This is a genomic window from Paenibacillus sp. SORGH_AS_0306 (assembly GCF_030819345.1).
In the GTDB taxonomy this organism is placed as follows: Bacteria; Bacillota; Bacilli; order Paenibacillales; family Paenibacillaceae; genus Saccharibacillus; species Saccharibacillus kyungheensis.
The window spans coordinates 1,889,230-1,911,831 of record NZ_JAUTBP010000001.1; the positions used below are offsets into that span (position 1 = coordinate 1,889,230).

Below are 22,602 nucleotides of genomic sequence, written 5' to 3' on the forward strand. Positions count from 1 at the left end.
CAGCTAATCTTTTCCCAATAGATGCTGTTAGTATGTAATACATTCCTCCTTTAGCGCTTAATACATATATGCGGAGAATACACCTAGATTATATAATATTTTCTTTTTCATTAATATACCTAAATTGTAAAAATATTCTTTTTAAAACTTATAAAATAATAACGATAGTATGATCAGATGCTAGGTCAGAAAGTACCGTTGATAAACAAGCAATAAGTCCATATAAATAATAGTTCTACAAATAACTTGCATGAAAAGAAAATATATTTTAAAATGTTGATATGTCAACAGTTGATTTATCAACGTTATTACTTTTGATGAAAATAAAAGCTAATCTAAGGAGAATACCCATGACAAAAACAGCATTAGTGACAGGAGCAAATAAAGGCATTGGATTTGAAATTGCGAAGCATCTACTACAAGCAGGATATCATGTATTAGTAGGGGCACGTGATCAAGAACGTGGAGAAGTAGCCGTAAACACACTTAAAGCATTTGGTCATGCAGAGTTACTATTAATCGACGTAGCTGATCTACAAAGTATTGATCAAGCGGTCAATCATATCAAGCAAAACTATACTGATTTGAGTCTGTTGGTAAATAATGCGGGTATCCCTGGAGATATGCATAAAGTAGGCTGGGAATTTGATGTAGAAGAGTTAGTAGCCACTCACCAAGTCGACTTTATTGGCCCATTCGCTCTTTCCAAGGGATTGTTACCGCTATTGATTGCGAATAAAGGCATAATTCAAAATATCAGCATACCGATTGAGCCACTATCATTTTTTAATGCTTTTGCTTATCAGACTGCAAAAGCTCCTTTGAACGTTATGACCAAGTCATGGGGAATGAGCTTTGAAAAAGAAAATATACCAGTTGAAATTTTTGCAGTTATGCCAGGAGCTGTCTCTACTGATCTGAATGGAAATATGACAGGCGATTTTGTAAAAACTACTGCACAAGCTGCTGAAATTATTGTAAGTTATATACTGGATGATCAGAATCACAATGGACAGGTGATCAATTATGACGGTACTCTGTCTGTATATCAATAAATCGTTATCTATTTTATATGTATTATGATTGTGACCAGCCCTCTTTCTTGTCTATAGAAAGAGGGTTTTATCTATATAGAGTAGTCTGGCACGTAGAAGAACTACTGATTTTTTTCACTACATAGGATAGTCATCTATTATGATGTGCTATGCCATTTTGAGAGTTATATGAATGTGTTTATTATCGAGGTCAAGGAACAGACTTGCTTGTAAAAAAAGGATTAAAGTTGTATATTGTCTAATACGCTGTACACCTATAGTAACAAAATATGATTACGAAAGATGGGATGGTTTTGAAGAAAGATTGGTCAGAAGAGAGTGCGTTGTTATACCAAATGTATCGTGTAAACAATGCGATAAATACGACATTTGATGCTTATATTAGTATCAGCCAATCTCGCTTTGAAATACTTGCTTTAATATATCAAGAAACAGAAATTAGCCAAAGTGATCTACAAAAAAAAGTGACTATTGATAAAGCGGCTGTCGCTAGACATCTCAAACAGCTTGAAGATAACAACATTGTATTACGAAGAAGAAAAGACGGAGATAACCGTATGATTTTAGTACAATTGACAGATTACGGTAAAGAAGTTATTGAGAATTCGCAAAAAGAAAAAGAACAATTTGCCAAAGGGCTGTTGAATAATATTAGTGATACCGAGTTCAATATGCTCAAAAAAGTATTAGATCAATTAAATGAAAATGTGAAACAGATGAAAGATAACACGTAAATCTCCCAAAGCTCAAGCAAATCAAACAATCAAATACTTGCTATCCAAGCAGATAGTAATCCAAAAGTCGGTCTATAATGATCGACTTTTTTTGCATTTATCCAGAGGAAATAAAATCTTCTTGCTGTACATAATATTTTATTGTATATTTGTTGATACATCAACGTTGATACATCAACAAATATAATAATGGAGGAATCATACTATGAATACAACAGAAGAGAAGAAAAATGAGATTTTAAGTGCTTATCAATTTAGACATGCTTGTAAGAACTTTAAAACTGATCTACAAATTGCGGATCACGATTTTCAATTTATTTTAGAAACTGCCAGATTATCGCCTAGTTCATTTGGTTTTGAACCGTGGAAATTTGTAGTGGTGCAAGAAAAAGAACTTCGTGATAAGTTAAAACCTATCGCAGCCGGAGCTCAAAGACAGATACCAACCTCAAGCCATCTGGTATTTATTTTAGCCAAAAGAGCGAGCGAGTTAACGTTTGATTCTGCATATATAACCCATATGATGAGCAATATTCAGCAGATGCCCGATGGAGTAGCGACATTTGTTTCGAATATGTATAAGTTATTTACAGAAGTTGAATTAGAGAATAATGCTCAATTGATGCATGAATGGGCATGCAAACAAAGTTATATTGCAATGGCGAATATGATGACAGCAGCAGCTCAGATCGGAATAGATTCTTGTCCGATTGAAGGAATCGACAGAGAAAAAGTAGCTTCTCTATTTCACGATGAAGGAATTATCGACAAACATGAGTTTGGAGTCGCTTGTCTGGTTGCTTTTGGCTATCGAGAAGAAGAACCGAAGCGTCCTAAAATGAGACAGCCTTTAGAAGAAATTGTAGTATGGGCATAAATTAGTGATTATGTGTATGCGGGTCACTACTTTAGTGACCTTTTTATCATCAGCAGGTAACATATAATCATTTTATTACATATAAATGTATACAAAACGATGCGAAAGAGAGAAACTATACTCAACTACATGTATGATAGCTTTAGCACAAAAGGTCAATATTGAATAGGAGAGAGGCAATCATCATGGAGCATCATTATCAGACACTTCAGTCTATGGCTTATCAAGCTTCTATAACACCTATAGAGTGGAAATGGTTTGTACATGCAACAACAGTAAAGTCTATTGCACATGGAGCGACTATTATTGAAGCTGAAGATCATGTAAATCATGCTTATTTCTGTACACAAGGGTTATTTCGCTTGTATTACACTTTAGCAGATGGACGAGAATATAATGTCGCTTTCACATTAGAAAATGATTTTGCTACCTCGTACGGAGCTATGATTACCGGATTAACATCAAAGTACACTATTCAGGCGATCGAAGATTCTACCGTTATCGAGATTCCTTATTCTACGTTGCAAATGCTTATGGATCAAAGTCATGGATGGGAACGATTTGTTCGCACAGCTCTAGAACGACTGTATATCCGTAAAGAAGAACGTGAACGGGAATTGTTATATTTATCTGCTTTGGAGCGTTATCACGCTTTTCTACTCAAATATCCAGGGCTTGAACAAAGAATACCTCAATATCATATTGCTTCTTACCTCGGCATCTCACCCGTATCCCTGAGCCGCATTTTGCATGAAAATCATTAACCTATGTTAATGAAGTTGTAGATTATGTCCTTTACACTAGACATATAGCAACCATTACTTAGATGAGGTGAAAGACATATGCGACAAATGATGATCGTTTTACTAGAGTTCTATCCTTCCTGGTTAGCGTTACCACGAGAACAACGCAGAGAGCATGCAGAAGTATTACAGCAAATTATAAATAAGTATCGTTCATCGATTACAGTACATTTTTTTGATGCTGAAGCTTTGCCGGGCAAAGATTATACTGATTTTGTAGTCTGTGAGACAGAAGATCTCAAACAGTACCATTATATGTGGGAAGAAATTCGTGACTCCGAGACATATACAAAAGGATATATGAAGATCAAAGATGTGATCATGGGTTTGGAAAATGCTTTTCAATCGTATGAGAAAGAAGCTTTACAGATGTCTTGCGAATAAAACCCTATGCAATGAATCATTAAGATTCGTCCTTATAGATATTAAAGTCTGATCAAATGCAAAAGGAGCGCCTTTTTATAGGCACTCCTTTTTACGTGGATTATCAGTCATTTTGAATTAGACAAAAAGATTATGATTTGCTTGAGAAGCCTGTCCTAAATAATAACCGACGCCTACACTTTTAACATGATCCATCAATTCGTCACGGTGAATATTCATCAGATCCATCGACATCTGGCAAGCTACCATTTCTACACCTTGATCGACGGCACTCTGTATAAGTTCTTCTAAAGATGGAACATTATGATGTTTCATAAGACCACGAATCATTTTGGGACCTGCGCCAAACATATTCATTTGGGATAAGCGTAACTTATGGCTAGTACGAGGGAGCATCATATCAAACATACGACCCATCATCGATTTGGAGATAGCTTGTGGCGGTTGCTTGCGAATAATAGTCAATCCCCAGAAAGTGAAGAACATAGTTACTTTGCGACCACTTGCAGCAGCACCATTGGCAATGATTAAGGAAGCAATCGCTTTATCTAGATCACCACTAAAAACGACCATAGTGCTGGCAGGATCGGCTTCTGTAGAAATGGAAGAGGAAAGCTCCGAGTTCTGCTCTGCTATTGTTTTGCTAATGACCGCTTTAATCATGCCCCCGTTACCACGCTCTAATTGGAGAAGCGTAGACTTAGACATTGCTGTCCATGCTTTTATATCTTCGTAAAAGCCAGGGTCAGACGCTTGCACATGTAAAGTCTGTCCATTGGATAGTTGATCCATTGTTTTCTTAACCTCCATAAGAGGGCCGGGACAGCTTAATCCGCGTACATCCAGTTCAACATCTATATGCATCGGTTGAGCAGTTGGATGTTCGGTAATATGTGATCCATTTTCTATTACAGTAAGGGTTGGTAAAGGATTAGGTTGTCCATTATTATTGCCGTTTGGTTCTTCGAAAGAAAAGGAGCTAGTCTGAAATTGAGCCATACGGTATGTTTTGTAACCGCCGCTTAAGTTTTTAGTCTCAAAACCATGCTGACACAAAATTTGAGAAGCGGTATAACCACGTAATCCAACCTGACAATACACCCAAATTTCTTTGGAACGATCCAGTTCGCTCAACCGCTGACGAAGTTCATCTACTGGAATAGAAAGTGATCCAGTGATATGTCCATTGTGATGCTCCAGTTCACTACGCACATCGAGCAAAATAGATTGCTCAGTGTCACGTTCTGCTAGTTGAGCATACGTAAAGACCTGCACACGTCCCGATACTATATTCTCTGCCGCATATCCAGCCATATTCACAGGATCTTTGGCAGAAGAATACGGTGGTGCATAGCTAAGTTCAAGTTCTGCCAGATCATGAATAGAGCCACCAAAATGAATAGCTGTAGCAATATCATCAATTCGCTTATCTACACCCTCATAACCAACAGCTTGAGCTCCTAAAATTTTACCTGTTGGTGTAAATAGCAACTTGAGTGTAATAGCACTGGCACCGGGATAGTAAGAAGCATGAGAGGAAGGATGAACAATCACACTCTGGTAGTCTATACCCAGACGTTTGAGCTTCTTCTCACTACTTCCTGTAGAAGCACCGGTTAGATCGAATACTTTAATCACAGATGTACCCATCGTTCCTTTATAACTAGAGCTCAATCCAGCGATACGGTCAGCAACAATCCTACCTTGTTTGTTAGCAGGGCCTGCTAGCGGAATCATTGTCTGGCTACCATGAATATAGTCTTTCACCTCAATAGCATCTCCAACAGCATAGATATCTGGTAAATTAGTTTCAAGCGATTCATTGACAACAATATGTCCGCGTGATCCAAGAGCAATGCCACTACTTTGCAAGAAGGAAGTGTCAGGTCTTACTCCGATCGCAAGAATGACCAGATCAGCAGATAGTGGGCTACCATTTTCAAGTTCAACACGAATACCTTGTTCGTAGGAATAAAAGCCGATCACACGTTGCTTGAACATCAGCCTCACGCCATGTTGCTCCATCTCTTGCGCTAGTGCTGTCGCCAGTTCAGGATCGAACGGAGCCAGTAGCTGAGGATTACTTTCTATGAGGGTTACGTCCAGACCGGCTTCGCGTAGATTTTCTGCCATTTCTACACCGATAAATCCTCCACCTACAACAATGGCTGATCGGGTATGTTCGGAAGTAACACGTTCTTTGATACGCTCAATATCAGGCACATTACGTACAGTAAAGATAAGTGGATGATCATTGCCAGGCAAGTTAGGAATAAAAGGACGAACGCCCGGAGATAAGATCAACTTATCATAACTTTCCTCATATAGACCACGTTCAGGATGCTGGATTTGGATCGTACGAGTATTCGGATGAATAGCTATAACTTCGCTTTGTGTACGCACGTCAATTCGAAAGCGCTCTGACATGCCTTTTGGCGTTTGAACAAGCAAGCGTTCACGATCAGTAATAGAACCCCCAATATAGTAAGGTAATCCACAGTTAGCAAAAGAAATATGAGGGCCTTTTTCAAACATAATAATCTCAGCATGTTCATCCAGTCGGCGTAAACGTGCCGCAGCCGATGCACCTCCAGCTACACCACCGACAATCAATACTTTTTGACGTTGTTGATTCATGATTCGCAATCTTCCTCTCCAAACAAAATATGGACGATGCGTTCGATCCGAGGGTCAGCAAGAAGATAGTTAACTTCTAGCCCACAACGTTCAGTGGTAACAATCCCGGTGCTACGAAGCTTCTGTAGATGTTGTGAAATCGTCGATTGTGGAATATCCAGACATTCTTGCATATATGAAACGTTACATTTACGTTTGCGTATAAGTCCACGCACGATGCATAAGCGAATAGGATGCGATAAAGCTTTCAACAGATTAGCAGGCTCATCAAATTGTTTTAAATCTTTTACATCAAAAGCGGTAGTGTCCATATGAACCCTCCTTATATCGTTATATTAGAATAATACGATATAGTGAACAAAGAGTCAATTCAAAGCATTTTTACATTCTATTGACCCAAACAGTTGATACTTATTTCAATTAGTTCAGAATGTATATTAAAAAGACCGACTTCTATAGCAAGCCGGTCTTTTTAGGTTATCAATAAAAGGGGCGAACGATCTGAACGAAAGTGACTTTTACATAGGGCGATCATTTTTCTTCAAGTATCAAATATCAAACGTGATATTTATTTTAAATTGGATTCTCCCCATTCATACATGCTATTCAGGATCGGTAGGAATCTCTTACCGAGATCGGTTAGCCAATATTCAACTTTCGGTGGAACTTCTCGGTAAACTTCCCGGTGCAGTAGCCCATCGGTTTCTAATTCTCGTAACTGCTTTGTAAGCATCGACTGTGTAAGATCTGGATAAGCCCGTCGGATCTCTCCAAATCTTCTTTTATTTTCGGACATGTACCACAATAGAGATAATTTCCATTTACCGCCGACTAATTTTTGTACCTTGTTCAGTCCACACTCGGATGAACTTCCACTGCTCAATTTTTGCTCTTCATTCATCCCACAATCAGATGAATATTTATGAGTATGCTCCATATTTGTTCCCCCTGGATCAATGATAGGCTTCTAAAAAGCCTGTCAGATCACATTAGTATTAAATTTGATAGTATGTTCTAAAAATAATCGTACTTGTTTAAAGTAACATACTTCAATAAGATAATAAAGGCAAGTAGAGTAGTGAGTTTAACAATATTTTTTCTCCACCACTCGGATATTTATTCGATAAATATAGGCTAAAGTCGCTCGTTATGCCGGGATTTATTTTTGTATCTATTATGCTGTGATTGTTCATTAAATTTTCCAAAACGAGATAGGAAATTGAATGGCTGATCATTACTTTAAAAACATTACAATCCAGGAGGAATACAAATGAGATTTGGAATTATAGGTGCAGGAAATATTGGGTCAACTCTTTCACGAAAGTTAGTTCATAACGGACATGAGGTTAAAATTGCAGATGCTCGCAGTATTGATCGACTGGAAGGAAAGGAACTTGTAGGGGATATTGTTACCATAGAAGAGGTAATCAAAAATATTGATATATTAATTACATCTATTCCTTTGCCTGCATTATCTGATATTCGTAGTATTATACAGAAAGTTGAAGATCATGTGATTGTGGTCGATACGTCAAATTATGCTCCAACAATCAGGGATCAGCGAATAGAAGAAATCGAAAATGGCATGGTAGAAAGTGTATGGGTGTCAAATCAGTTAGGTCGCCCAGTGATTAAAGCATTTAACAACCTATTGACTGAAACATTAGACAAAGAAGGCAAACCGGAAGGGACTTCATACCGTATCGCTATGGCTATTGCCGGAGACAACCAGGAGCAAAAGCAAACTATCGAGAAGATGGTGAGTGAACTCGGGTTTGATGCGGTGGATAGTGGGAATTTAAGTGATTCCTGGAGACATCAGCCCGGCACTCCAGCCTATTGCACAGAATTAACAAAAGAAGAACTTGTTCTTGCTCTGGATCAAGCAGACAAACAAGTAGCAATTCAATTAAGAGAACAATTTATTGAAAGAATTACAGAACTTTTTGCTAAAGGTAATGTAGAAAAGCAAGTCGTTGTAAATTTAAAACGAGAAATATACAAACCAATCCTTTTGCCCAAAGAAGGATTGGAAGAAAAGACAGAGACACATCCGGTGCAACAACTTTTACAAAACATTATCCAAAGCACAAGTAACAAAGGTGAGGGAACGACTTTACTTTCTGACGAGTACATGAAGAATACATTAAAAAATTATTTAAAATATTTCAATGAACAAAATGCAGATGCTGTTATTGATCTACTAGCAGATGAGATCATCGGAGAAGATCCTGTAGGCACGAATCCTATAGTAGGCAAAGAAAACCTTGAAAGCTTTATCCGAGAAGGCATCGTTAACGTGAAAAAAGTAGATCTGTTAGCTCCAATTCGTACATCTTTCGCTAATTCGGCTGCAATGATGATCAATACACACATTTTGGTAGAAGGAAAAGAAGTCGTTATCGAAACGATCGACGTCGCACAGTTTGATTCCTCAGGAAAAATAACCCGTCTTCAGGCGTATTGGGGAGCAGATAATGTAAGTCTGGTGAAGTAACTGCTTTTGTGTAGATTAATATCGGATCCTTTCTTCGATCAATCATGTTGCATGATTGTAAGCAATAAGTTAGCATGATTTAGACATTTTATAAGTAAAGATCATCAAAAGACATTTTCTCCGAATCGATGGAGAGAATGTCTTTTTTATTGAGAGTATAGATAAGGTATTCATATTAGTAAAAACATAGTTAGTGAAAGTAAATAGGGTAGGTTTTTATACAATATGTCCTTCATGTGTGTACAAATGACAAAAAAGATGATACATTGAAATCAGTATATTGACTATATTGTAAGCGTTTACTTAAAGATTTAATGTCTCCTGTATGAGGACATATGTTTAATGAGGAGGGAATGAAATGTCTAGTCAAGTATTACAACAATTTTTGACTATGGGTATCGAGGATCTAAAGATGAATGGTCTATATAACGTTATTGACACGCTACAGGGTGCTAATGGGCCTGTTATTCAGATTGCTGGAAAGTCTCTAATCAATTTGTCTTCCAATAACTATTTAGGACTCGCAACCGATCAGCGCCTAATTGATGCTTCAGTGAAGGCGGCGCAGACATACGGTGCTGGCGCAGGAGCTGTGCGAACCATAAATGGTACGATGGATCTGCATATTGAGCTTGAAGATAAGCTTGCGCATTTCAAAAAGACAGAAGCTGTTATCGTGTATCAATCGGGATTTAACTGCAATATGGCTGCGATATCTGCGGTCATGGATCAGCATGATGCGATTCTATCAGATGAGTTGAATCATGCTTCGATCATTGACGGCTGCCGTTTATCGAGAGCAAAGGTGATTCGATATAAGCATTCAGATATGGATGATCTAAGGCAAAAGGCGAAAGAAGCTACAGAATCAGGACAATATCATAAAATCATGGTCATCACTGATGGCGTGTTCTCGATGGATGGCGATATAGCCAAGCTACCTGACATTGTCAATATAGCTGAACAATTCGATCTGATTACGTATGTAGATGATGCCCATGGCTCGGGCGTTCTAGGAGAAGGTGCAGGAACCGTTAAGCATTTTGGATTATCCGACCGTATTGATTTTCAAATCGGTACGTTGTCCAAAGCAATCGGTGTTGTTGGCGGTTATGTCGCTGGTAAGAAACAACTGATCGAATGGTTGAAGCTAAGAAGTCGTCCATTCTTGTTCTCAACTTCACTACCGCCGGCTGCAATCGCTGCTTGTAGCGCATCCATCGATATTTTGATGAATGATACAGAACTGATCGAGAAGTTATGGGCGAACAGCAAGGAATTGAAGCGAGGCTTGAGTCAGCTTGGATATGATGTAGGTCAAAGCGAAACGCCGATCACTCCTTGTATCATTGGCGATGAGTTGACCACCCAGCAGTTCAGCAAACGTCTCTATAAAGAAGGTGTCTATGCCAAAGCCATTGTATTCCCAACGGTACCTAAAGGAACTGGCAGAATACGCAATATGCCTACCGCTGCCCATACGAAGGAGATGCTGGATCAGGTGATCTCTGTCTATGAGAAAGTTGGTAAGGAAATGAAATTAATCTAAACGCATTCACGGGAGTCTACTTCAGGAGGAATGTCTGATGAAAAAGATATTGGTAACGGGAGCACTCGGTCAGATCGGTTCAGAGTTAGTGATGAAGTTACGCGAGTTATATGGCACAGATCGCGTCATTGCTACAGACCTTAAGTCATCCGCCCACGAAATTACTCGCTCTGGACCATTCGAGCTGCTGGATGTGACGAATGATAAGGCAATGTTCGAAATCGCCAAGCGATATGAAGTCGATACTGTCATCCATTTGGCTGCATTGCTGTCAGCAACGGCAGAAGAGAAGCCTCTGCTTGCCTGGAATCTGAATATGGGTGGATTGATGAATGCACTTGAGGTATCTAGAGAGCTTGGCTGCCAATTCTTCACACCTAGCTCGATCGGAGCTTTTGGTCCTTCCACTCCAAGAGATAATACCCCGCAGGATACCATCCAGAGACCAAATACGATGTACGGTGTGAATAAGGTATCAGGTGAACTGCTTTGTGATTATTATTTTCATAAATATGGGCTAGATACAAGAGGACTACGCTTCCCCGGTTTAATTTCTTATATGACACCTCCTGGCGGGGGAACAACCGATTATGCAGTAGAAATATATTATGCAGCCGTGACGACTGGAAGATATACATCCTATATTGCGAAAGACTCGAATATGGACATGATGTATATGCCAGATGCGCTGGATGCTATCATTGATTTAATGGAAGCGGACTCATGTCGGTTAGTACATCGGAACTCATTTAACGTCACCGCAATGAGTGTTGACCCAGAGGCAATCGCTGCGGCGATTCGAGAGGAGATTCCTGACTTCGTCCTTGATTATGATGTGGACCCCAAGAGACAAGCGATCGCAGATAGTTGGCCGCATTCTATTGATGCAACGGCAGCTACAAGAGAATGGGGATTTCATGCCCGCTATGACTTGAAGGCGATAACGAAGGATATGCTGGCAAAGCTAAGTGAGAGATATATACTTCGTAAAGCTTAGAGTTTTGTGAAGTACATGTTCTAATCTAATGTGTTAATAAAATGTGCGGTGTCTTCGAAAACGATCTGTTGTTTGGGCTTAACGTCAGAATATAAGTAGAGTTGGGATAGACGGTGTATGTTTTGTTAGGGTTGGAAATTTTTTAGTAAATCACAGCGGCGTGATCATTTCCATAGCATTCATTAGAATCAGGACTTTGAGATAGACATCCATCTTAAGGTCCTTTTTTATGCGAAAATAAGTTTCCCAAAATTTCCATATGCTAATATGTTGAAGGCGACCATAACTGAGGAGACATCTGATTTTTCTTCTAAAATAGTTTGGACAGCTTCATTCATCTGGAATAACGAGGGGGCTACTAGTGGTTAAAGCAATTGGACTTCAGAGCCGGGCGACTATTATGTAAATAGGAATCGTAGAATACGTAACCGAATGACGCTGTAAGTCTAGATATGCGCAATATAATATAAGATATTCTTCACAAAATTGTCACGTCAAACGCTGATTAATCAGTATTTGACGCTTTTTTTTAAAAGTTAGTACATTTAAAGGAAAAAAGGGTAATAGCATTAGAGAACTAATGTTAGAAACGATTCATTTCCAGTTTAAATGGTAAAAAAGCGAGGTTATCCTAATGTTCACCCATATGGCTGCAAGGTTAATTCGTCTTTTCCCCAATCAGGCGAAAAAGACGCCCATGCTCCCCTTCGAGCCAGTGAAGGAAAAAAAAGAGATGAAAGTAGAGACATCTGTAAAACTCACGGATATTTCCTTCTACTATCCCTCAGAATCTAAACTGAAAAAACTCCCATTGTATATTAATTTTCACGGGGGAGCGTTCATCATGCACGACAAGGAGATGGACGATCCCTACTGTCGTTACCTGTCTAACCGGACAGCATGCATCATTGCGAATGTGGAGTACGCAAAAGCGCCGGAGTATCCTTTTCCCAACCCACTCGAACAAGTCTATGAAGTATTTCGCTGGATCCAGAGCAAAGCCGACGATTTAAATATTGACACGGAAAAAATGATGGTTGGCGGACAAAGTTCGGGAGCTAATCTGGCTGCCGCGCTCTGTCTCTATTTGGAGGAAAAAAAGGAAAAGCAACCGCTACTTCAAGTGCTGTCATGCCCGATGCTGGATTTTGCGACTCCGCACGCCAACAAGCCGGAAACGGACAAATGGCGGGCACGATATCCTCAGGTCGCTCACTTTTTGAACATGTGCTACGTCCCGGAAAAAGGTCAAGCAGAACATCCTCTCGCTTCTCCTGTTCGCGCTGTCATAAGCAAACATTTGGCACCTGCCCTTATTCTCATCGCAGAACATGATGCTTTCAGGCCGGAAGCGGAATGTTATGCAGAGAAATTAAAGGAAGCTGGGGTACATATTGAGGAAAAAGTATTCAAAGACTGCAAGCACGCTTTTACCCACCTGGGTCCAAAAGAAAAAGCGGAGGAAGCCTGGGAAATGATTGCACGTAAAATCAGAGAAACAGCAAATGAGCGGTATGCAGAATAAAGTAAGGCATATGCTGGCTTGGCGCAACAATGAACACCATTCTTGATTGATGGAAGGAGAAACAGGACAAGTGAACACGACAAACAAAAACGTAGTAGTTATCGGAGGCGGACTTGGAGGACTGTCAGCTGCAATTTCGCTGGCACAGGCAGGATATGAGGTATCTTTATATGAAAAAAATGATCACATCGGAGGAAAGTTGAACCGACTGGATCAGGACGGATTCGGTTTTGATTTGGGCCCGTCTATTCTGACAATGCCTCAAGTGTTTGAGAATTTGTTTGCTGCCAGCGGCAAATCAATGAAGGACTATGTGCAGATTGAAAAGCTGAATCATCAATGGCGTTCCTTTTTCCCTGATGGAAATATCATCGACTTATATGAAAATCTACAGGACATGCAGGAGAAGAACGACTCCCTAAGTGAAAAAGACATGCGCGAGTATAAGGATCTGCTTGAATACTCCAAAAAGATCTACGACATGACAGATAAAACTTATTTTAAACATGGTGTAGATAGCACAAGAGAAATTATGAAGCATACGAGTCTGTTTGGTGCGTTAAAAAATTTCGATTTGTTTTCTACTGTTCATGGAGCAATCGACAAGCGGATCAGCAATAAACAATTGCGTGATATGCTGTCCTACTTCATCAAATACGTAGGTTCTTCGCCTTACGACGCACCGGCTGTTTTGAATATGATGATTTACATGCAACATGATCAGGGATTATGGTATGTACCCGGTGGATTGAATAAACTGGCAAACGGTTTGGTAAAGCTGGCTGAAGAAGTGGGAGTTCATTTCCATCTCGGGACACCCATCGTTAAGCTCGAAAAAAACAACAAAGAAATCACGGGAGCTTTTTTGGAAGACGGAACAAAGCTGACTGCGGATTATTACGTTTCCAATATGGAGGTCATCCCGGTTTACGAACGGTTACTGGACGAAGACACACGCTTTGTAGGCAAATTAAAGAAAAAATTCGAACCGGCCAGTTCTGGTCTTGTTTTGCATTTAGGCGTGAAAAAAAGCTACCCTCAGCTTCGCCATCATAATTTCTTTTTTGCGGAAAATATGAAGCAGCAAATGCAATCCATTTTCCATGAACATACCCTGCCGGAGGATCCGGTTATTTATTTGGTTAATGTTAATAAAACCGATCCATCGCAGGCTCCTGAAGGACATGAAAATATTAAAGTATTGCCCCACATTCCTTACATACGGGATCAGAAACCATTCACTCAGCAGGACTATGAGCAATTTGCCGAGCGAGTTCTGATCAAATTGGAAAAAATGGGCTTACACGATCTGCGAGCCAATATCGTGACCAGAGATATGTGGACACCGGAAGATATCAGAAAGACGTATGGCTCTGACCGCGGTGCTATTTACGGAACGGTATCCAATCGTAAAAAAAATAAAGGATTCAAGCATGCCAAACAAAGCGAACGCTATAACAATCTCTATTTTGTAGGCGGAACGGTAAACCCGGGCGGCGGAATGCCGATGGTTACGTTAAGTGGCCAGCTGGTCAGCAAAAAAATTGTGCAGAGGGATGTTTCACATGCCGGACAATGAGAATCATTTTCTGAAGACCTTGCCTGAAAAGCAGCGTGAAGAATTACTACGCCAAGGCAGCCCTTCAAATGAGATGCGTAAAAAAAAGCTTTTAAAGCTGAAAAGTATTCTTGTGGAACGCGAAAAAGAATTAACGGATGCACTTTATTCCGATTTGGGTAAACCGGCATTTGAATCTTTTTCATCGGAGATTGCCGTTCTGTTGAACGAGATCGATTACGTCTGCAAGCATATCAATAAATGGAATCGTACCCGAGGTTCCCGGTACTTGAAATTAGGCTATATCGAATCACTACGAAAAAAGAGACATCCGTACGGAAGCGTACTGGTTATCGGTTCATGGAATTATCCGGTCCAGCTTACCCTAATGCCTGTGATCGGAGCTATCGCCGGAGGGAACTCTTGTATTATCAAGCCGTCCGAATATGCGCCGGCAGTAGCCGAGCTGCTAAAAGAAATCATCAATCAGGCTTTTCCGCTTGAACAACTGTACGTGGTAACAGGAGATTCGCAAACCGCCAGTCTGCTGACTGCAGCACCGTTTGATTTGATTTTTTTCACAGGTAGCGGGCAAACGGGTAAGCGTGTGGCGGATCAGGCAGCCAAGCAGCTTACGCCGGTAATTCTGGAACTCGGCGGGAAAAACCCGTGTATCCTTGACGAAACGGGCTTTTCGGCTGCTGCTGTTAAGGACATTGTGTGGGGAAAATTCATCAATGCTGGCCAAACTTGTATTGCGCCGGATACCCTTTTTGTTCAGCGCTCCGTTTACGAAAAAACGCTGGCTGAAATTTCTACGGTGCTTTCTGATTTCTATGGGGAGCAACCTCAGACAAGCAGAGATTATGGTCGAATCTGTACCGAAGCCCATTTTCAAAAAGTGATAGATTTTATCGAACAGGGCACAGTTCAGTATGGCGGTGTGTATGATCAAGCCGACCGGTTTATCGCTCCAACTGTGTTGACAGATATTGAGCCGGGAAGTGCAGTCCTGGAAGAAGAAATTTTTGGCCCGGTTCTTCCGGTCATTCCCTATACCGATTTGAATTCATTATTATCCAGTGGCAGTCTGCAGCGTGATGCGCTTACCGGATACATATTCAGCACCGATAAACATCGAATTGAGCAGTTTAACGAATATATGCGTTCCTCGACGATCAGTGTCAATCAAGTAATTCATCATGCGGCGAGTCCCCATATTGCGTTTGGTGGAGTTGGCCAAAGCGGATACGGCGCTTATCATGGCAAAGCGGGCTTTCTGGCTTTTAGCTATGAAAAAACGAGCGTACGAACGTATCATTATCTACGCTTTTCGGGCAAATTCCCGCCTTATTCGGAACGAAACATGAAAGCTTTGAAGAAGTTGAGAAAGAGGATTCTGTAAACAACCGGTATCGCAACAAAGAAAACAGGATGCGGAAATGAGGATTTTGTATGAGTAAAAAGGTAATAGTCATCGGAAGCGGGGTGGCGGGTCTTGCCTCTGCCATCAGGCTTCAGGCTGCTGGCTACCAAGTAGAAATCTACGAAAAAGGTTTGACACCCGGTGGTAAAATGAACCGGATCGAACTGGACGGAGGATACAAATTCGATTTGGGACCTAGTATCGTGATGATGCCAGAAATCTATCGGGACCTATTCGAAGTGTGCGGCCGTGACCCGGACGATTATATTCCCATGGAAAAATTAGATCCGATTTATCGGGCTTATTTTAGTGATATTCCTGATGAGCCTTTTGACATTTCCTCCGATATGACCAAGCTGACCAAAACGATCGAAGCGATCAGTGAAGAAGATACAGCAGGCTTTTTTCGGTATCTGCATGAGATTTATCAAAAATTCATCATTGCTAAAAATTATATTCTTCCCAGACCTTTCCGTAAAAGGAGTGACTTTTATAACCTCCCAATGCTGAAAAAGGCAATAAAATTAAAACCTTACGATACCGCGGATAAATTTGTCGGTCGGTATATCAAGAACAAAAGGCTGAGACAGATGATCAGCTTTCAAACGTTATATATTGGCATCTCACCTCTGACTAGCCCTTCTTTTTATACAATGATTCCGATGCTTCAATTTTTATATGGAGTATGGTTTATTAAGGGCGGGATGTATACGATGGCTTTGTCGATGGAAAGACTCTTCAAAGAGCTTGGAGGAATCATTCATTACGGCCAAGATGTACAGCAGATATCTATTCAAAATCAAAAAGCGGAAGGGATTGTCGTGGACGGGCAAAACATTTCTTCGGATTATGTCGTTTGCAACGCAGACTTTCCTTATGCAATCAAACATCTGGTACAAGACAAGTCTGCCAAAGGACAGTATACCGACGAGAAAGTCGACAGCATGAAATATTCTTGCTCCTGCTTTTTGCTGTACCTCGGTATGAACCGCAAGTATGAAGAAACTGACCATGTGCATAATTTTATTTTCAATGAGGATCTGGACCAGAATCTCAATGATATTTTTGATGGAAAAAAACTGACGAATGCTTCTTTTTACGTGTATATCGCGTCAAAAGCAGATCCTTCCATGGCTCCTGAAGGAACAGATGGATTGTATATTCTGATGCCTGTATCAAATGCAGCCGAATCCAATTATGAGTGGGACGAAGAGACGGTTGCTTATTATCGCAGTTACATCTTAAATGAATTGAAAAAGATTCGTGGTTTTGAAAATGTGGATAATGAGATTGTAACCGAAACGCATATCACACCACTGGATTTCAGTTCCAAGTTCAATGCATATAATGGTGCTTCGTTTGGTTTGCAGCCTATTTTAAAACAAAGCAACCACTACCGTCCCCAAAGCAAAGCGAGCGATTGCGAAAATTTGTACTTTACTGGAAGCAGTACACATCCCGGCGCTGGCGTTCCAATCGTACTTCTGTCTGCCAAAATTGCCGCCCAGGAATTGATCCAGGATGATACAGGCAAGCTATTTGATTATTCGGTGAAATAAAGAAAGGGGGCGAATGTTATAACGGCTTTGGACATTATCAAACTGGCGATTGGATTCGGGACAGTGATAGTCGGCTTCCTCATGTTCTGGTCGCTGCCTGTGCCCCGTGCCTCCTCCAGCGGGGCAACCAATCTACCGTTTCTGTCTATTATTATTCCTGCTAGAAATGAAGAAAGCAGGATCGTGCCTTTGCTGCGGTCCCTACAGGAGCAGCGGTTTACTTCATTCGAAATTCTGGTTGTGGATGACGATTCATCGGACAAGACCGTTGCTGTAGCGGAAAGTTTCGGTGCAAAGGTGTTGCAGAACGAAGGAGTAGGGAAATCCTCAGCCTGTTGGTACGGCGCCGAACAAGCTAAAGGAAGCTGGTTATTATTTTTGGACGCAGATACCAAATTCGAAAGCGCAGAGGGGCTAAACAATCTGCTGCAGTTTTATCAAGAAAAGGGAGCAAGAGGTATTACAGCGCTGCAGCCTTTTCATACGGTAGAGCGCTTGTATGAACATCTTTCTGTTATTTTTAACATTATCGTTGTAACCGGAATGAATCTGTTTACCATTTGGGGTTCGCGGTTTAAGACAGCTGGTTCGTTCGGTCCGTGTATTTTATGCAATCGGGATGATTATTTTTTGTCTGGAGGGCATAAAAAAATCGAAGGAGCCATCATGGATGATCTGGCACTAGGAGAGGCGTTTGTTGAACAAAATCTTCCTGTACGCTGCCTTGGGGGGAAAGGTATTGTATCTCTACGCATGTATCCCGAAGGCATTGGCAGTCTGATCGAGGGCTGGTGTAAAAGTTTTGCCGTCGGTTCCAAATCGACGCATCCGGTTGTCATGTTCATGGTCATCTTATGGATATCCGGCAGTTTCATTGCTGCATCGGCTCTAGTTTCTTCCCTGATAGGATGGAATCCTGTTGCGATCCTGTTGAGCGGGATATTATATGTCCTGTATGCCATTCAGACAGGATGGTTTGCCGGCAGAGTCGGAGACTTCAAAAAAGCGATTTTTATTGTTTACCCGATATGGTTTGCGTTTTTTATAGGCATCTATTTATATTCCTTTATCAGGGTGAATGTTTTCCGTTCTGTGAGTTGGAAAGGTCGCAAAATCAAAGTCTGAATACTGCGTGATGTAAGCTAATTGTAAATCAAGTTTTTGGGAGACCTCTTGTACATGTTTTTAACTCACAAGAGGTCTTTTCATATCATGAACATAATCATTGAATATCAAGCTTCACCAAAGTCTAACGAGCATTACCCAAATCATAAGGTGATAACTATGTTGGATTGGATGTGGAGCAGGATGGAATAATAGTAATATCCATTGAAAGGTACAAAATTGAGCGTGGAGAGCGTAATATCTCTTTAGATACTTTACAAAAATTTCTAGTATTACATATTACACCTTCACATTTATTTGAAAACTATGATAATAAACAAACTAAGGAATTGGCAGACATGTTAAATCTCGTTCAATTTTTATTAGAATCTAGGTTTAATAAAGAGATCGCGGTCATCGAAAAAATGATCAGTAATTTGCTAGAATCAATAGACAAATTAAAATAAAGAATAAATATTCAAAAATAATAATTGTACTAACGCATACAATTAAATAAATCCTATGTAGTGATTATAAAAGTAAATTGCATAGAGTTTATTTAATTAAGATATTAAAAGTATAAAATAGCGGCGCTTAATATATGAGCAATAATTATGGATACAAGATAAGATCAAACATAAGTATTTTCAAATCCTACATACATAATCACAAAACTCGTATTTTGTACATATGTATATAGGATTGATATGACTCTGTTTTTTTATCTATTACTGTTGTTATTTGATATAATATTCTTCTCCTTTCATATTTGCAACACAAAATAAAAAAAGTAACAGGTTTTTTAACTAGATAAATCAATTGGAGTAAACTATTATGTTGAGTAATTTTTTCTTATATAGTTTACAATCCTTATTGTGGCTAGATCGTGTATTCTTTTGATATTATATAATAGTAAGCAATTATTTTATATATTGGTTTAATCCTCGAATCGTTATAGGTATTGACCAATATATAAAATAATCCTGCAACTCACACTATTGTCAACTATTACTTTACTACCCAAAGAAATAAAATTAGAAAGCCGATTAACTAACCTGCCAATGCATAATTAAATACCTAAGATAAACCAACTGCTAAATGATATAAAAATGAGATTCTCTTTCTTTATGTCATAGTTCTAATAGAAATATAATTGAATCGCGGTCAGGATAATCATATTTAATTGGTAAGTTCTGTTTATCAGTCTCTTTAAAGCCCACCTTTTTATAGAAACTGTGCGATCTTGTTGCTTTAGATGGAGTATCTAAAATGATCTTAGAAAAACCTTGTTTTTTAGCAAAATCAAGTAAAGCTTTAAAGAGCTTTTTGCCTGTCCCAAATTCTTTGCCTCGATAGTCTTTATAAACGAAAAATTTCTTTAATACAGCAATCTCTTTATTTTTCTTTTGCAAACCGATTGAACCGATAACCTCTTCTTTATCATTTAAGGCTATCCAAAAATTACCGCCGTCATTTATATAATTTGAATGAATATCTAGAATATCTGGTTGTTCTTCAACACTAATACCCACTCCATATTCGACATTTTGTACATGCAATATTAATGTAATAACTTCTTCTTTATATCTATCATTGTAAACTGTAATCATTTGGTAACTCCTCTCGACGTTTTATTAACAGAATTCTATTATATATCTTTTTTAAAATTCCTCTGCTTTACTACTCTTCAAAATACACTTAGATTAGCTTTATTTGGGTAGAGTTACTGTGCTGTTTTCATTATCTCATTAAATCGTTCAAAATCTCGGAAGTGATTTTATTTCTCGTTAATGATTCTGAGTGTATCTTCATCTTCAGGTTTCTTATGTCTAATAACCACTGAATATAACTTTGGCATGTCAATTTTGTCGAGCGTCTCCATCCACTCAACTCAATTTTCGTTATTTCTTTCTGCTGATATATTATTGATGTCTGGCTTAAAGGTTGATCATTTCTCCAGGGTTAAGCACAATGCCTACTCCTTCTTTAAGCAGAGAAGCGAAGTACTGCGGGTCTTGTTCAATAAATGGGAATGTGTTGAAGTGAATCGGCACAACTTGTTTGGCTTGAAGCCAATCTGTGGCTACAGCGGCGTCTTCTGGCCCCATGGTATGGTTGTCTCCGATTGGGAGAAAAGCGATATCGATATCGTTGCGTTCCCCGATCACTTTCATATCGTAGAAAAGGCCTGTATCACCTGCATGATATATCGTTTTACCTTCAGCTGTGAATAGAATTCCGGTAGGCATTCCTGTGTAGGTGATGGTTCGGGTCTCCGGGTTAATATAACTAGAACTATGGAAAGCCTGAGTCAGTTTTACTCGTCCAAAGTCGAAGGTGTGCGCTCCACCAATACTCATAGCATGGGTTCTCACGCCTTCCCAGCCGATCACATCTGCCAGCTCTGCCGAGGCAACAACCAATGCGTTGTTGCGTTTCGCGATGTCTACAGTATCGCCTACATGATCACCATGACCGTGAGTTAACAAGATGATGTCTGCTTGTATGGTGGTTGCATCCAGATCTGTAGTAGTGTTGCCTGTAATAAATGGATCGATCAGAATAGTAATTCCATTTGTTTCAATTTTTACAACAGAATGTCCATGATAGGATACTTTCATTTGTATTTCTCCTTTAATTAATTGGCTATTTCTGCATAGCGAGAGGAAAACCTTTTAACGTATACCCATTTATTTTGCTGGACAGCCGACCCGTAATTTGTCCAATGTAATCTTAAAAGGTTTTGGCGGCTATGCGTGCTTTCTCCACTCCATCAGCTTTAATCTGTAAAGCGCGGTCTCCTGCAGTGGATACTCCTTCTATAAACAAATTATCGAAGTCGGTGATACCTACGAAGTTCAATACGGTTTTCAAATGACGGCTGCCATTCTCCCGATCTGCTACAGGTCCTTCCGAGTAAATGCCACCAGTAGCTTGGATGTGGAACGCTTTTTTATTTTTAAGCAGACCCACTGGACCATTCTCTGTATATTTAAAAGTTTTGGCTCTAACACAGAAAGAATCAATATATGCCTTCATTATAGGAGGATAAGAGAAATTCCACATCGGTGTTACAAACACATACTTGTCTGCAGCAACGAATTCATCCAGCAAAGTACTGAGCTGAGTTAATTTTTTTTGTTGTGCGGCAGACAATTGATCGAATAAACCACCATTCTGAATGATTCCCCATGCTTCCCATACGTCAACATCAATTTGCGGAATGTCGCGTTGATACAGGTCTACATGAACTACTTCATCTTCTGGATTGGTTTCTTTGTATGCTTGTATGAATTGTTCTCCGACAGAAAGGCTGTAAGATGCGTCAAGGTGACCAGGATGTGCCGTAATATAAAGTACAGTTGACATAATTAAAATTTCCCCTTTAATTGAATATATTTTTTATACAATAAACGGAGCGAATCCGTTACCATAAGACCAGTTTTCTTTATTGACTTCGACCAGATTGATGAATACATCTTCCATTCTAATATCGCACTGCTGATGTAGTTGCTGAGCTAAAGCCTCATAGAACTCTTTCTTCACTTCAGCTGAACGGCCGGCATTTAGAGTGATCTGAACGATGAGAAAACTGTCACTTCTATCCATATCCAGAAAATTCCGATCAAAGTTGAAATTCTCATGGTCAAGTTCTTCTATAATCAGAAAGCGATCGTTCTGGGGAACGTGAAGCTTGTCTACAATCGTCCGTAAGACCACCTCGACAATAAGTGCTTTTTCTTCACTGAAGCGCCCTTTTAATGTGGTAATACGAGTTAATGGCATGTGTGTTATCTCCTTTTATTGTTGATATGGCTAATTATATCTGTTAGAATCCAGAACACGAATGTACATAAGTTCGTGTTTGTTCGTTTAAAGAAACGGAAACTATGGAAT

19 protein-coding genes and 2 pseudogenes are annotated in these 22,602 nt (G+C 39.7%); 14 read left to right on the forward strand and 7 right to left on the reverse strand.

All coding sequences use genetic code 11. The features are described from left to right. Positions 1-350 precede the first annotated feature (350 nt). The 5 genes from QE450_RS08095 (at position 351) to QE450_RS08115 (ending at position 3,853) form a co-directional block, all read left to right on the forward strand. Entirely contained in the window at positions 351-1,055 is a 705-nt protein-coding gene (locus QE450_RS08095; protein ID WP_307298368.1) for an SDR family NAD(P)-dependent oxidoreductase, read from the forward strand. Positions 1,056-1,342: 287 nt separating this feature from the next. Further along, on the forward strand, positions 1,343-1,789 hold the full coding sequence (locus QE450_RS08100; protein ID WP_373462042.1) for a MarR family winged helix-turn-helix transcriptional regulator: 447 nt from the start codon (positions 1,343-1,345) through the stop codon (positions 1,787-1,789). Between the two features lie 205 nt (positions 1,790-1,994). Continuing rightward, a complete protein-coding gene (locus QE450_RS08105; RefSeq protein WP_307298371.1) occupies positions 1,995-2,666 on the forward strand; it encodes an NAD(P)H-dependent oxidoreductase in 672 nt (223 codons plus the stop codon). 185 nt (positions 2,667-2,851) lie between these two features. Then, on the forward strand, positions 2,852-3,430 hold the full coding sequence (locus QE450_RS08110; RefSeq protein ID WP_301262272.1) for a Crp/Fnr family transcriptional regulator: 579 nt from the start codon (positions 2,852-2,854) through the stop codon (positions 3,428-3,430). Between the two features lie 78 nt (positions 3,431-3,508). Beyond that, entirely contained in the window at positions 3,509-3,853 is a 345-nt protein-coding gene (locus QE450_RS08115) for a darcynin family protein (RefSeq protein ID WP_307298375.1), read from the forward strand. 117 nt (positions 3,854-3,970) lie between these two features. On the opposite strand, the gene QE450_RS08120 is transcribed toward QE450_RS08115, so the two are convergent. From QE450_RS08120 to QE450_RS08130, 3 genes are all read right to left on the reverse strand, one after another. Next, positions 3,971-6,490, reverse strand: a complete 2,520-nt coding sequence (locus QE450_RS08120) for an FAD-dependent oxidoreductase (protein WP_307298377.1) — start codon at positions 6,488-6,490, stop codon at positions 3,971-3,973. Beyond that, a complete protein-coding gene (locus QE450_RS08125) occupies positions 6,487-6,801 on the reverse strand; it encodes an ArsR/SmtB family transcription factor (RefSeq protein WP_307298379.1) in 315 nt (104 codons plus the stop codon). Before QE450_RS08125 ends, QE450_RS08120 begins: the two co-directional genes overlap by 4 nt. Before the next feature lie 257 nt (positions 6,802-7,058). Further along, positions 7,059-7,427, reverse strand: coding sequence for a winged helix-turn-helix transcriptional regulator (locus tag QE450_RS08130; RefSeq protein WP_301262276.1), 369 nt, complete (start codon positions 7,425-7,427; stop codon positions 7,059-7,061). A 333-nt stretch (positions 7,428-7,760) separates the two neighbouring features. Here QE450_RS08130 and QE450_RS08135 point away from each other — a divergent pair. The 9 genes and pseudogenes from QE450_RS08135 to QE450_RS08175 all read left to right on the forward strand — a co-directional run. Then, a pseudogene (locus QE450_RS08135) lies at positions 7,761-8,492 on the forward strand (NADPH-dependent F420 reductase); the annotation flags it as partial. 162 nt (positions 8,493-8,654) lie between these two features. Continuing rightward, positions 8,655-8,987, forward strand: a pseudogene (locus tag QE450_RS08140) (nuclear transport factor 2 family protein); the annotation flags it as partial. Positions 8,988-9,345: 358 nt separating this feature from the next. Continuing rightward, entirely contained in the window at positions 9,346-10,536 is a 1,191-nt protein-coding gene (locus QE450_RS08145; protein WP_307298381.1) for a glycine C-acetyltransferase, read from the forward strand. A gap of 37 nt (positions 10,537-10,573) precedes the next feature. After that, a complete protein-coding gene (locus tag QE450_RS08150) occupies positions 10,574-11,533 on the forward strand; it encodes an L-threonine 3-dehydrogenase (RefSeq protein ID WP_307298383.1) in 960 nt (319 codons plus the stop codon). Positions 11,534-12,167: 634 nt separating this feature from the next. Then, the gene (locus QE450_RS08155; RefSeq protein WP_307298386.1) at positions 12,168-13,058 is read left to right on the forward strand and encodes an alpha/beta hydrolase; all 891 of its coding nucleotides are present in this window, start codon (positions 12,168-12,170) and stop codon (positions 13,056-13,058) included. 70 nt (positions 13,059-13,128) lie between these two features. Continuing rightward, the gene (locus tag QE450_RS08160) at positions 13,129-14,637 is read left to right on the forward strand and encodes a phytoene desaturase family protein (RefSeq protein WP_307298388.1); all 1,509 of its coding nucleotides are present in this window, start codon (positions 13,129-13,131) and stop codon (positions 14,635-14,637) included. After that, entirely contained in the window at positions 14,624-16,021 is a 1,398-nt protein-coding gene (locus QE450_RS08165; protein WP_307298391.1) for an aldehyde dehydrogenase family protein, read from the forward strand. Before QE450_RS08160 ends, QE450_RS08165 begins: the two co-directional genes overlap by 14 nt. 50 nt (positions 16,022-16,071) lie before the next feature. Next, entirely contained in the window at positions 16,072-17,601 is a 1,530-nt protein-coding gene (locus QE450_RS08170) for a phytoene desaturase family protein (protein ID WP_307298393.1), read from the forward strand. A 27-nt stretch (positions 17,602-17,628) separates the two neighbouring features. Continuing rightward, positions 17,629-18,726, forward strand: coding sequence for a glycosyltransferase (locus tag QE450_RS08175; RefSeq protein ID WP_307298395.1), 1,098 nt, complete (start codon positions 17,629-17,631; stop codon positions 18,724-18,726). Positions 18,727-19,835: 1,109 nt separating this feature from the next. Here QE450_RS08175 and QE450_RS08180 read toward each other — a convergent pair. The 4 genes from QE450_RS08180 to QE450_RS08195 form a co-directional block, all read right to left on the reverse strand. Next, a complete protein-coding gene (locus QE450_RS08180; protein WP_307298398.1) occupies positions 19,836-20,315 on the reverse strand; it encodes a GNAT family N-acetyltransferase in 480 nt (159 codons plus the stop codon). A 327-nt stretch (positions 20,316-20,642) separates the two neighbouring features. Beyond that, the gene (locus QE450_RS08185) at positions 20,643-21,326 is read right to left on the reverse strand and encodes a metal-dependent hydrolase (RefSeq protein ID WP_307298401.1); all 684 of its coding nucleotides are present in this window, start codon (positions 21,324-21,326) and stop codon (positions 20,643-20,645) included. Between the two features lie 112 nt (positions 21,327-21,438). After that, positions 21,439-22,074: an FMN-dependent NADH-azoreductase gene (locus tag QE450_RS08190; protein WP_307298402.1), complete on the reverse strand. Its 636-nt coding sequence runs from the start codon at positions 22,072-22,074 to the stop codon at positions 21,439-21,441. Positions 22,075-22,107: 33 nt separating this feature from the next. Further along, complete coding sequence (locus QE450_RS08195; RefSeq protein ID WP_307298404.1) at positions 22,108-22,491, reverse strand: tautomerase family protein; 384 nt, start codon at positions 22,489-22,491, stop codon at positions 22,108-22,110. Positions 22,492-22,602 lie beyond the last annotated feature (111 nt).

Coding starts and splice junctions, on each gene's coding strand:
- QE450_RS08095 (WP_307298368.1), top strand. CDS start 351: ATGACAAAAACAGCATTAGTGACAGGAGCAAATAAAGGCATTGGATTT.
- QE450_RS08100 (WP_373462042.1), top strand. CDS start 1,343: ATGGTTTTGAAGAAAGATTGGTCAGAAGAGAGTGCGTTGTTATACCAA.
- QE450_RS08105 (WP_307298371.1), top strand. CDS start 1,995: ATGAATACAACAGAAGAGAAGAAAAATGAGATTTTAAGTGCTTATCAA.
- QE450_RS08110 (WP_301262272.1), top strand. CDS start 2,852: ATGGAGCATCATTATCAGACACTTCAGTCTATGGCTTATCAAGCTTCT.
- QE450_RS08115 (WP_307298375.1), top strand. CDS start 3,509: ATGCGACAAATGATGATCGTTTTACTAGAGTTCTATCCTTCCTGGTTA.
- QE450_RS08120 (WP_307298377.1), bottom strand. CDS start 6,490: ATGAATCAACAACGTCAAAAAGTATTGATTGTCGGTGGTGTAGCTGGA.
- QE450_RS08125 (WP_307298379.1), bottom strand. CDS start 6,801: ATGGACACTACCGCTTTTGATGTAAAAGATTTAAAACAATTTGATGAG.
- QE450_RS08130 (WP_301262276.1), bottom strand. CDS start 7,427: ATGGAGCATACTCATAAATATTCATCTGATTGTGGGATGAATGAAGAG.
- QE450_RS08145 (WP_307298381.1), top strand. CDS start 9,346: ATGTCTAGTCAAGTATTACAACAATTTTTGACTATGGGTATCGAGGAT.
- QE450_RS08150 (WP_307298383.1), top strand. CDS start 10,574: ATGAAAAAGATATTGGTAACGGGAGCACTCGGTCAGATCGGTTCAGAG.
- QE450_RS08155 (WP_307298386.1), top strand. CDS start 12,168: ATGTTCACCCATATGGCTGCAAGGTTAATTCGTCTTTTCCCCAATCAG.
- QE450_RS08165 (WP_307298391.1), top strand. CDS start 14,624: ATGCCGGACAATGAGAATCATTTTCTGAAGACCTTGCCTGAAAAGCAG.
- QE450_RS08170 (WP_307298393.1), top strand. CDS start 16,072: ATGAGTAAAAAGGTAATAGTCATCGGAAGCGGGGTGGCGGGTCTTGCC.
- QE450_RS08180 (WP_307298398.1), bottom strand. CDS start 20,315: ATGATTACAGTTTACAATGATAGATATAAAGAAGAAGTTATTACATTA.
- QE450_RS08185 (WP_307298401.1), bottom strand. CDS start 21,326: ATGAAAGTATCCTATCATGGACATTCTGTTGTAAAAATTGAAACAAAT.
- QE450_RS08190 (WP_307298402.1), bottom strand. CDS start 22,074: ATGTCAACTGTACTTTATATTACGGCACATCCTGGTCACCTTGACGCA.
- QE450_RS08195 (WP_307298404.1), bottom strand. CDS start 22,491: ATGCCATTAACTCGTATTACCACATTAAAAGGGCGCTTCAGTGAAGAA.